Annotated in this window: 9 protein-coding genes; 5 read left to right on the top strand and 4 right to left on the bottom strand. The window is 71.2% G+C overall.

Annotated features, from left to right (window positions below; translation table 11 throughout):
* A partial coding sequence (locus tag QMC84_RS19945; protein ID WP_300377913.1) for a carboxypeptidase regulatory-like domain-containing protein occupies nt 1-2,735 on the top strand: 2,735 nt, incomplete at its 5' end.
* 155 nt (nt 2,736-2,890) lie between these two features.
* Nucleotides 2,891-3,019, top strand: coding sequence for a hypothetical protein (locus QMC84_RS19940; RefSeq protein WP_274378264.1), 129 nt, complete (start codon nt 2,891-2,893; stop codon nt 3,017-3,019).
* A gap of 99 nt (nt 3,020-3,118) precedes the next feature.
* On the opposite strand, the gene QMC84_RS19935 is transcribed toward QMC84_RS19940, so the two are convergent.
* Entirely contained in the window at nt 3,119-4,174 is a 1,056-nt protein-coding gene (locus QMC84_RS19935) for an alpha/beta hydrolase (protein ID WP_300377910.1), read from the bottom strand.
* 43 nt (nt 4,175-4,217) lie between these two features.
* Here QMC84_RS19935 and QMC84_RS19930 point away from each other — a divergent pair, with 43 nt between their 5' ends.
* The 3 genes from QMC84_RS19930 (at nt 4,218) to QMC84_RS19920 (ending at nt 8,145) form a co-directional block, all read left to right on the top strand.
* A complete protein-coding gene (locus QMC84_RS19930; RefSeq protein ID WP_300377907.1) occupies nt 4,218-6,380 on the top strand; it encodes an RNA degradosome polyphosphate kinase in 2,163 nt (720 codons plus the stop codon).
* A gap of 143 nt (nt 6,381-6,523) precedes the next feature.
* The gene (locus QMC84_RS19925; protein ID WP_300377904.1) at nt 6,524-7,141 is read left to right on the top strand and encodes a DUF47 family protein; all 618 of its coding nucleotides are present in this window, start codon (nt 6,524-6,526) and stop codon (nt 7,139-7,141) included.
* A 5-nt stretch (nt 7,142-7,146) separates the two neighbouring features.
* Entirely contained in the window at nt 7,147-8,145 is a 999-nt protein-coding gene (locus tag QMC84_RS19920) for an inorganic phosphate transporter (RefSeq protein ID WP_300377901.1), read from the top strand.
* Nucleotides 8,146-8,238: 93 nt separating this feature from the next.
* Here the strand turns inward: QMC84_RS19920 and QMC84_RS19915 are convergent, their stop codons facing one another.
* From QMC84_RS19915 to pstB, 3 genes are all read right to left on the bottom strand, one after another.
* On the bottom strand, nt 8,239-8,673 hold the full coding sequence (locus QMC84_RS19915; RefSeq protein WP_300377899.1) for an arsenate reductase ArsC: 435 nt from the start codon (nt 8,671-8,673) through the stop codon (nt 8,239-8,241).
* Nucleotides 8,670-9,761 (bottom strand): ACR3 family arsenite efflux transporter, encoded by a 1,092-nt coding sequence (arsB, locus tag QMC84_RS19910; protein WP_366145767.1) that lies wholly within the window; start codon nt 9,759-9,761, stop codon nt 8,670-8,672. Before arsB ends, QMC84_RS19915 begins: the two co-directional genes overlap by 4 nt.
* Nucleotides 9,762-9,913: 152 nt before the next feature.
* The gene (gene pstB / locus QMC84_RS19905; RefSeq protein ID WP_300377895.1) at nt 9,914-10,693 is read right to left on the bottom strand and encodes a phosphate ABC transporter ATP-binding protein PstB; all 780 of its coding nucleotides are present in this window, start codon (nt 10,691-10,693) and stop codon (nt 9,914-9,916) included.
* Nucleotides 10,694-10,749: the final 56 nt, after the last annotated feature.

Below are 10,749 nucleotides of genomic sequence, written 5' to 3'. Positions count from 1 at the left end.
CCCTCGAGACCCGACTCCTCGGCTCCGCCGCAGCGGTCACCGCCAACGCCCTCGCACCCCCCACGGGTGGCGTAGCCGACACCCCGTTCACCATCCCCACCATCACTGGGGACGCCTCGGTCGACGTCACCATGGTGCAGGCGGTGACGGTCTCGGGGGTGGTGCGCGATGGTCAGGGTTCACCCATGCCAGGGGTCAACCTGAGCGCAGGCACCAAGGGCCTGACCACCGACAGCCAGGGCCGCTACTCCATGGCCCTCGCGCCCGGCTCCTACACCCTCACCCTGAGCTACAGCGGCAGCGCGACCTACGCCAACTTCTACCTCACGGCAGCGCTGACGGTCACGACCGACCGGACCCTCGACCTGACGGTGCCGACCCACCGCGTCACCTACCGGATCGTCGGCCCCTCCGGGAACCCCGTCCCAGGAGCAAGGGTCAACACCGATTACTACTTCTCCAGCCAGACCTACACCCTCGCGCCCGGCGTGACCGGCAAGTCCGCCGTCAGCTTCAGCTCCAGCCTCGGCACCACCAACAGCGCCGGCACCCTCGAGACCCGACTCCTCGGCTCCGCCGCAGCGGTCACCGCCAACGCCCTCGCCCCCACGAACACGACGCTCCCGGACACGCCCTTCACGATCCCCACCATCGACGGCGACCGGACGCTGGTGATCTCGTTCTCGAAGTCGACCGTCGACCAGACCCCGCCAACGGTGACGTGCGGGGCCCTGCCGACCGACTGGCGCACGACGAACGCGTCGGCCACCTGCACCGCCTCCGACGCCGGCGTCGGCCTGCGCAACGCGGCGGACGCGTCCTTCGAGATCTCGACCACCGTCGCCGACGACGAGGAGAGCGGCAACGCCACCGCCGGGCCGCGGCAGGTCTGCGACCTGGCCGACAACTGCACCGACGCGGTCGCGTCCGGCGCGAAGGTGGACCGGAAGGCGCCGGTCGTGAGCTTCGACCGCGCCGATGGCCCCAGCATCACCAAGGACGCCGTCGCCACGCTGGGCTACACCTGCACCGACGGCGGCTCCGGACTGGCGACCTGCACCGGCTCGCAGCCCAGCGGACAGGCGCTGGACACCTCGACGACCGGCGACCACTCGGTCACCGTGGCCACCAGCGACAACCTGGGCAACGAGCACACCGCGACCTTCCACTACACGGTGACCGCTGGCCCCACGCCGCCGCCGGACACGGGCGGCAAGGCGAAGCTCTCGCTGTCCTCGTCGGTCTCGCCGGCTGAGGCGCTCCCGGGCGACACGGTGACCTACACGCTGACCGCGACCAACGGCACCGGCGCCGGGGAGGCGACCGGGACGGTGGTGAGCGACGTACTGCCCGACGGCGTGACGTTCCTGGACGCGAGCGAGGGCTGCACGAACACGGCGGGCACCGTCCGTTGCGAGCTCGACACGATCGCGGCGGGCACCTCGAAGACCGCGACGATCCGGGCCACTGTCGATCCGATCCCGATGAGGGCCGACCCGAACACAGCCCACCAGGTGCTCGAGCAGAAGGCCGAGACCGACCTGCGCGTCGAGCGCGGCGAGACCCGTACGGCGACCGCATCCTGCCCGACCGGGTACCTCGCGACCGACGGCGGCATCCGGCTCGATGCGGTCGACCAGGGCGGCTCCGTGACCGCGACCAGCGTCCCGGCGAGCGGCCCGACCGCGGATGGCTCCGGCTGGACTGCGACCCTGCGCAACGACAACCCGGGCGCGGCGCTGGCCAAGGTCACCGTCGCCTGCCTGGCCCGCACCACCGTGACCGGTGAGCACCAGCACGACCTGGTCGCCAGTACCGCCAGCGCGGCGGCCCAGCCGATCGCTGCCGGCGCCACCACGGTCGAGGTGGCCTGCCCGGCCGGACAGACGCCGTTCGCCCCGTCGTACGCCCTGTCGGGTGGCGGCGTGGTGAGGACGTCGCAGGCGACCGGCAGCGCGTGGACGTTCGTGGTCGACTCGCTGAGCGCCGCCACCGGTGACTTCGCCGTCGGCTGCTTGGGGCAGCGGACCACGACCGCGGCCGGGCACTACCACGTGCTTGGTATCGACCACCGTGCCGAGACCGTGACTGTCCCCGCCGGGCAGACGATCGAGACCCAGCTCACCTGCGCGGACCAAGCGAAGGGGATCGTGGCGTCGCGGCGGATCGACGCCGGGCTCGTCGACCGCGGGACCGACCCGCGGGCCAAGATCCGGTCGTTCCGCCTCACCAACCCCACCGATCACGCCCTGACCGCCGACCTCGGCCTGACCTGCGTCGACATCCGCACGAGCGGCGAGCCCGTGATGCTGCGGATCGCGAACACCGCCACCGTCGCCACGGCCACCGGCGACGAGACCACCACCGACGACAGCGCAACGGCCACGTTCACGGCGTACGGCGACGGCTGGGCGCTCCTGCCCACCGGCGCCGCCAGTGTGGCGGGCAGCGCGCGCTCGGCGTCGGTGGGGGTTGCGGTGCGGTGTGCCAGCGACTGCGTCGTCAGCGCCCGCCTCGTCGCGATCGGCCGGGTGCCCGGCACAGTCCTGCGGCCTGGCGCCACGATCGGCTCCGGCCGCGCGGTGCTGGGCGGCGGCGACTCCGGTCGGGTCACGCTGCGCGCCACCGGCGCCGCCGCGAAGGCCCTCACCAGCCGTCACCTCACCCGGGCCAAGATCGTGATCACCACCTCCGACGGTGCCACGACGACCAGGACAGTCACGCTGCGCCGCTGACCGGACGCCCGGACTGGACCGGTCGTAGGCATTTCTAAGAACCGGACCCGGGCGATCCGGATGGTGCTGAAGATGGCCGCATGGCTGCCTCGGACGCTTCGGTCTGCCCCCGGTGCGGGCATGCCCAGAAGGTCTCCGTCAGTACGACGCGACGGATGATCCGCAAGGTGCGCGGCAAGCCGGTGCGGGCCACTTGCGGCCAGCCCACCGACCTCGGCTGGGCCTGCCCGTGCCGCAGCCGGTTCCACGCCAGCCGGGGCGCGCTCACCGACGCCCGGCCCTGAGCGCACATCGGCGCGGGCAAGACGCGCCGACTCGACCCGTCCGGGCGGGCAAGACGCGCCGACTCGGGCGGTCCGGGCGGCACAACGCGCCCGAGTCACTCAGCGCAGCGCGGCCTTGAGCTTCGCCGCGATCTCGGCGTTGGCGGCACGGCTGGTGCGGCCCGCGCCGACGATGTTGAAGAAGCCGTGGATCTGGTCGGTGAAACGGCGCAGCTCCACCGGGGCGCCGGCGTCGGCGAGCCGGCGGGCATAGGCCTCGCCCTCGTCGCGGAGCGGGTCGAAGCCGGCGGTCGCGACGTACGCCGGCGCCAGACCGGCCGGCAGCTCGGCGTACAGCGGCGAGACCCGGGGGTCGCGCGGGTCGGTGCGGACGATGTAGCAGGCGTTGGCGAGGTCCATGAACGCCTTGGTCAGGTAGAACCCGTCCGCGAACAGGTCCGCGCTCACGGTCTCGCGGACCGCGTCGGTCGCGGGATAGACCAACAGCTGGAACGCCAGCGGCAGCCCGGCGCGGGCCGCCTCGATGGCCACCACCGCGGCGAGGTTGCCGCCGGCCGAGTCGCCGCCGACGGCCAGGCGCGCGGGATCGGCGCCCACCTCGGCCGCGTGCTCGACCAGCCAGCGGTGGGCGGTGAGCGCGTCGTCGTACGCCGCCGGGAACGGCCGCTCCGGCCCGAGCCGGTAGTCGACCGCGAGCACCGGCACCCCCGACCGCTCGGCCAGGAACCGGCAGGAGGCGTCGTGGGAGGCCAGGTCGCCGTACATGAACCCGCCGCCGTGGAAGAACAGGAGGAGCGGACCGGGGGGCGCGGCGCCGGTCGGGGTGTAGAGCCGGGCCGGCCGGTCGGCGACGGTAAGGTCGCGCACCGAGCCGACCCGCTGCCGGCCGCCGGTCATGCCCGCGTGCCGCAGGATGGCCGCCCGGCCGTCGGGGATCGGCAGCGTCTCGGCGCCCGGCTCGCGCACCAGCCGCTGCATCCGCAGCATCAGCTGGGTGTCGGCGGCGAGGGTCTGGCCGTCGCGGACGACGGCACGGCCACCGAGCAGTCGCTGGAGCCGCTCGGGCAGCCCCATCGCGGCGCGCAGGGCCAGGGTCTCCCCGCGGATCTGCAGGCGCTCTGTCCAGCGCTGGGCGACGGGCACGGCGTTGGTCACGAACGCAACCTACCGTTCCCGCGGTGGTGCCAGACTGGCCGGCATGAGCCTGGAGAGCCTGCCCTCGGACGCCGTCTCCAGCCGCGGCGAGGAGGTCCCCGAGGAGCCGTTCGACGTGGAGCCGCCGTACCAGCCCGACCACGACGAGATCGCCGCGGTCGAGAAGTACGACGACCGCTTCCTCGACCGGGAGCTCTCCTGGCTCCGGTTCAACCAGCGGGTGCTCGAGCTGGCCGAGGACCCCCGACTGCCGCTGCTCGAGCGGACCCGGTTCCTGGCGATCTTCACCAGCAACCTCGACGAGTTCTTCATGGTCCGGGTGGCGGGCCTCAAGCGCCGGATCGCGGCCGGGGTCGCCGTGCCGGCCGCGTCCGGGCTGATGCCGACCGAGGTGCTGGACCTGATCCTCAGCACCACCCGCGAGCTGCTCGAGCGGCAGGGCCGGGTGTTCCGCGACGACGTGGTGCCCGCGCTGGCCGCGGCCGGCATCGAGCTGGTCCGCTGGGACGACCTGGACCGCGACGAGCAGAAGACCTGCAAGCGGCTGTTCCGCGACCGGGTGTTCCCGGTGCTCACCCCGCTCGCCGTCGACCCCGCCCACCCGTTCCCGTACATCTCCGGGCTCTCGCTGAACCTGGCGGTGCTGATCCGCAACCCGCGCACCGGCAAGGAGCACTTCGCCCGGGTCAAGGTGCCGCCGATCTTCGCCCGCTTCGTGCCGGTCGGCAACCAGCGGTTCGTGCCCCTCGAGGACGTGATCCGCGAGCACCTCAAGCGGCTGTTCCCCGGCATGGAGGTGCTCGAGGTCCACACCTTCCGGGTGACCCGCAACGAGGACCTGGAGGTCGAGGAGGACGACGCCGAGAACATCCTGGCCGCACTGGAGAAGGAGCTGCTCCGGCGGCGGTTCGGTCCCCCGGTGCGCCTGGAGGTCGAGGAGTCGATCGCCCCGCAGGTGCTCGACCTGCTGATGTCCGAGCTCGCCATCTCCGAGCAGGAGGTGTTCCGGCTGCGCGGCCCGCTGGACCTGCGCGGCCTGCACGACATCGCCGACCTGCCGCGCCAGGAGCTGAAGTACCCCGCGTTCCTGCCCGCGACCCACGTCCGGCTGGCCGAGGTCGAGTCGGCGGCGCCGGTCGACGTCTTCAAGGCCACCCGGCGCCACGACGTGCTGCTGCACCACCCCTACGACTCGTTCGCGACCTCGGTGCAGCGCTTCCTCGAGCAGGCCGCCGCCGACCCGCACGTGCTCGCGATCAAGCAGACGCTCTACCGCACGTCCGGCGACTCCCCGATCATCGACGCCCTCGTCGACGCCGCCGAGGCCGGCAAGCAGGTGCTGGTGATCGTGGAGATCAAGGCCCGTTTCGACGAGGAGGCCAACATCCGCTGGGCCCGCAAGCTCGAGCAGGCCGGCTGCCACGTGGTCTACGGCCTGGTCGGGCTGAAGACCCACTGCAAGCTCTCGATGGTGGTTCGCGACGAGCCCGACGGGATCCGCCGCTACACCCACATCGGCACCGGCAACTACAACCCGAAGACCTCCCGGCACTACGAGGACCTCGGCCTGCTCACGACCGACGAGCGGATCGGCGAGGACGTCGCCCACCTGTTCAACAACCTGTCCGGGTGGTCGCGGAACGCGACGTACGACGAGCTGCTGGTCGCCCCCGACTCGATCCGCACCGGCCTGGTCGACCAGATCCACCGCGAGGTCGCCCACCACCAGGCGGGCCGGCCGGCCCGGATCCGGCTGAAGGCCAACTCCGTGGTCGACGAGGCGATCATCGACGCGCTCTACCTCGCCTCGCAGGCCGGGGTGCCGGTGGAGCTGCTGGTGCGCGGCATCTGCTCCCTGCGCCCGGGGGTGCCCGGGCTGTCGGAGACGGTGGCGGTGCGCTCGATCCTGGGCCGGTTCCTCGAGCACAGCCGGATCTTCTGGTTCGAGAACGCCGGGGAGCCCAACGCGTGGATCGGCTCGGCCGACCTGATGCACCGCAACCTGGACCGCCGCGTCGAGGTGCTGGTGCGGCTCCCCGACGAGGACAGCATCGGCCAGGTCGGCCGGCTGCTGGACCTCGCCTTCGACCCCGACACCACCGCGTGGGAGCTGGACAGCACCGGTGAGTGGCGCCGCAACGAGGGCAGCACGCACCTCCAGGAGGCACTGATCGAGTCGCAGCGGCGCCGTCGTACGTCATCGTGAGCCGGGGCCCGGGTTCCTCCCGACTCCCGCGTAATCACGGGCCCGGTCGAGGTGATCGTCGTCGCGCGACCCTCGCTTGCGCGATTCGCCCGTCCACCCCCTAGTCTGTTGAGCGTTCTCTTCCTCCTCAGCAGGAGTTATCCGTGGGTTTGAGATTCCGACCCGTCGACACGTCGTTCTACGACCTGTTCACCGAGTCCGCACACCACCTCGTCACCGGGGCCGAGCTGCTTGCCGAGATGCTCAGTGAGGCGGCCGACCACGAGGACGTGGCCCGGCGCATGCGCGAGGCCGAGCACAACGCCGACGAGACCACCCACGCGCTGATCCGCAAGGTGAACTCGACCTTCGTGACGCCGTTCGACCGCGAGGACATCTACGCGCTCGGGTCGGGCCTCGACGACGTCATGGACATGATGGACGAGGTCGTCGACCTGATCCTGCTCTACGAGGTCAAGGTGCTGCCGCCGGAGCTCTCGACCCAGGTCGAGGTGCTCCAGCGCTGCGCCGAGCTGACCGCGGCGGCGATGCCGAACCTGCAGTCGATGCAGTCGCTCGAGGAGTACTGGATCGAGGTCAACCGCCTGGAGAACACCGGCGACCGCAACCACCGCCGTACCCTCGCGAAGCTGTTCAGCGGTGAGTTCAAGACCATCGAGGTGCTCAAGCTCAAGGACATCGTCGAGTCTCTCGAGGAGGCGATCGACGCGTTCGAGAAGGTCGCCAACATCGTGGAGCAGATCGCCGTCAAGGAGTCCTGACCTCCATGGACCTCGCGATCGTCATCGCGGTCGTCGTCGTCGCCCTGAGCTTCGACTACACCAACGGCTTCCACGATGCCGCCAACGCCATCGCCACGTCGGTCTCGACACGAGCGCTCACGCCGCGGATCGCCCTCGGCATGGCGGCGATCATGAACTTCCTCGGCGCCTTCCTCGGCCAGGAGGTCGCGCACACCGTCAGCGGTGTGATCACGATCCCCGACAACTCCCACGGGTTGGTGATCGTGATGGGCGGCCTGCTCGGGGCGATCGCCTGGAACCTCATCACGTGGTACTTCGGCCTGCCCTCGTCGTCCTCCCACGCCCTCATCGGTGGTCTGGTCGGCGCCGCGCTCGCCTCGGGGTCGACGGTCGAGTGGAAGGTGATCATCGACAAGGTCGTGATCCCGATGGTGGGGTCGCCGGTGTTCGGCTTCCTGGCGGCGTTCCTCCTCATGCTCGCGATCATGTGGATCTTCCGGCGGCGCAACCCGCACCGGGTCTTCCGCGGGTTCCGGCTCGCACAGACCGTGTCAGCCGCCGCGATGGCGCTCGGCCACGGCCTCCAGGACGCCCAGAAGACGATGGGCGTGATCTTCCTGGCGCTGCTCACCGGCGGCTACGTCTCCGAGGGCGACAGCCTGCCGCTGTGGGTGATCTTCTCGGCCGCCGGCGCGATCTCGCTCGGCACCTGGTCCGGCGGCTGGCGGATCATGCGCACCCTCGGGCGCCGGATCATCCACCTCGACCCGGCCCGCGGCTTCGCCGCCGAGACGGTCGCCGCCGGCGTGCTGTACACCACGGCCTTCGCGTTCCAGGCCCCGATCTCGACCACCCACACCATCACCTCCGCGATCATGGGCGCCGGTGCCACCAAGCGCTTCTCGGCCGTCCGCTGGGGCGTGGCCCGCTCGATCATCGCCGCCTGGGTGCTCACCTTCCCCATGGCCGGCCTCGTCGCCGCCGCCTGCTACTGGGTACTGCACCTGGTCATCGGCCAGTAGCCCGCCCCGGGCCTGCGGTGTGCAGGCAACCCTCACCGACACCAGACCGGTTGCTGGACCACCGCCCACCCGGACCGGCCCCAGGGCCGGCCGTCAGGCGAGGTCGGCGAGCAGTGCGCGGACCCGGTGGTCGATGTCGTCGCGAATCCGGCGTACCTCGTCGGGCGACTTGCCGGCCGGGTCGGTGAGCTCCCAGTCCTCGTACCGCTTGCCGGGGAAGATCGGGCAGGCGTCGCCGCAGCCCATGGTGATCACGACATCGGAGGCGGCGACGTCCTCGGTGAGCAGCTTGGTCGGGATCTCCTGGGAGACGTCGATGCCGAGCTCGGCCATCACCTCCACGACGGCCGGGTTGACCTGGTCGGCGGGGGCCGAGCCGGCCGAGCGGACCCGGACCCGGCCCTGCGCGTGGTGGGCGAGCAGCGCGGCCGCCATCTGCGAGCGGCCGGCGTTGTGGACGCAGACGAACAGCACCTCGGGCGCCTCGGGCGCCTCGGTCTCGGACGGATCGGTGGACGGGTCGGTCATCGGATCTCCTCGGCGGCGGGCGCGGTCGTCGGGTAGTAGCGGCGGCGCGCCCAGAGCGCGACGTACACGAGCCCGACCAGCGCCGGGACCTCGATCAGCGGGCCGACGACGCCGGCGAGCGCCTGGCCGCTGGTGACGCCGAAGACGCCGATCGCGACCGCGATGGCGAGCTCGAAGTTGTTGCCCGCCGCGGTGAACGCCAGCGTGGTGGCGCGCTCGTAGGGCAGGCGCAGGCGGACGCCGAGCAGGAACGAGCCGGTCCACATCAGGGCGAAGTAGACGAGCAGCGGCACGGCGATCCGCGCGACGTCGAGCGGCTCGCTGGTGATCGTGTCGCCCTGGAGGGCGAACAGGATCACGATCGTGAACAGCAGCCCGTAGAGCGCGGTCGGGCCGATCCGCGGGAGGAACCGGGTCTCGTACCACTCCCGCCCCCGGGCCCGCTCCCCCAGCCTGCGGGTGAGGTAGCCGCCGAGGAGCGGGAGGCCGAGGAAGATCAGCACGCTGCGGGCGATCTCCCAGACCGACACGTCCAGCGCGGAGGTGTCCAGGCCCAGCCAGCCGGGCAGCACCTCGAGGTAGAACCAGCCGAGGGCGGCGAACGCCACGATCTGGAAGACCGCGTTCAGCGCGACCAGGATCGCCGCGGCCTCGCGGTCGCCGCAGGCCAGGTCGTTCCAGATCAGCACCATCGCGATGCAGCGCGCGAGGCCGACGATGATCAGGCCGGTGCGGTACTCCGGGAGGTCCGGCAGCAGCAGCCAGGCGAGGGCGAACATCAGCGCCGGGCCGAGCACCCAGTTGAGGACGATCGAGGAGACCAGCAGCCGACGGTCGGCCGTCACGTGGCCGAGCTCGTCGTACCGCACCTTGGCGAGCACCGGGTACATCATCACGAGCAGCCCGATCGCGATCGGCAGCGACACCGAGCCGACCTCGACCCGCGACAGCGCGTCGTCGAGCCCGGACACGGCCCGGCCCAGGAGCAGGCCGGCGACCATGGCGGCGCCGATCCAGACGGGGAGGTAGCGGTCCAGGGTCGAGAGCCGCGAGACGACCGGCGTCTCGGCGGCCGCTGGAGGAGTCATAGTCATCGGTCCATCATCACCCATTCATATTGACAGTTGTCGATACCTCGGCGCCACCCCGGGGTCGGTCGGCGCACCTGACGCATCTGTCCTCGATCGGCCCGGCCGACGACACGTACGTCAGGTGCGCGGCGCCCCGGCAGAGCACAGGATCAGCCGAAGCGGCCCGAGATGTAGGCCTCGGTCGACTCGTCGTCGGGGTTGGTGAACATCTTGGTGGTGGGGTTGAACTCCACCAGGTGGCCGGGCTCGCCGGCGGCCTTGAGGTTGAAGAAGCCGGTGTCGTCGGAGACCCGGGCGGCCTGCTGCATGTTGTGGGTGACGATCACGATCGTGTAGTCGGCCTTCAGCTCGTGGATCAGGTCCTCGATGGCCGCGGTGGAGATCGGGTCGAGTGCCGAGCAGGGCTCGTCCATCAGCAGCACCTGCGGCTCGACGGCGATCGCGCGGGCGATGCACAGCCGCTGCTGCTGGCCACCGGACAGCGACATGCCGGGCCGGCTGAGCCGGTCCTTGACCTCGGTCCACAGGTTCGCGCCCCGCAGCGAGCGCTCGACCAGGTCGTCGGCATCCGACCGCGACATCCGCTTGGCGTTCAGCCGCTTGCCGGCCAGCACGTTCTCGTAGATCGACATGGTGGGGAACGGGTTGGGCCGCTGGAAGACCATGCCGATCTGCCGGCGTACGGCGACCGGGTCGATCGACGGCTCGTAGAGCGACTGCCCGTCGACCATCACCTTGCCCTCGACGCGGGCGCCGGGGATCGCCTCGTGCATCCGGTTCAGCGAGCGCAGGAACGTCGACTTGCCGCAGCCGGACGGCCCGATGAACGCGGTCACCGAGCGCGCCTTGATCGTCATCGTGACGCCCTCGACCGCGAGGAAGTCGCCGTAGTAGATGTCCAGGTCGGAGACATCGATGCTCTTGGCCATGGGGTGGGTCCTCGTTCTCTCGTGCTGCGTCGGCAGGTCGTCGGCAGGATCGTCGG

The organism is Nocardioides sp. (genome assembly GCF_030019515.1).
Classification (GTDB): Bacteria; Actinomycetota; Actinomycetes; order Propionibacteriales; family Nocardioidaceae; genus Nocardioides.
The sequence above is the reverse complement of the archived record's forward strand: the minus strand, read 5'-3'. Positions and strand labels throughout refer to the sequence as shown.

Bases quoted from the DNA above. Each gene is read 5' to 3' on its own strand.
- QMC84_RS19940 (WP_274378264.1), top strand. From the start codon at position 2,891: ATGATCCGCAAGGTGCGCGGCAAGCCGGTGCGGGCCACTTGCGGCCAG.
- QMC84_RS19930 (WP_300377907.1), top strand. From the start codon at position 4,218: ATGAGCCTGGAGAGCCTGCCCTCGGACGCCGTCTCCAGCCGCGGCGAG.
- QMC84_RS19920 (WP_300377901.1), top strand. From the start codon at position 7,147: ATGGACCTCGCGATCGTCATCGCGGTCGTCGTCGTCGCCCTGAGCTTC.
- QMC84_RS19915 (WP_300377899.1), bottom strand. From the start codon at position 8,673: ATGACCGACCCGTCCACCGATCCGTCCGAGACCGAGGCGCCCGAGGCG.
- arsB (WP_366145767.1), bottom strand. From the start codon at position 9,761: ATGACTCCTCCAGCGGCCGCCGAGACGCCGGTCGTCTCGCGGCTCTCG.
- pstB (WP_300377895.1), bottom strand. From the start codon at position 10,693: ATGGCCAAGAGCATCGATGTCTCCGACCTGGACATCTACTACGGCGAC.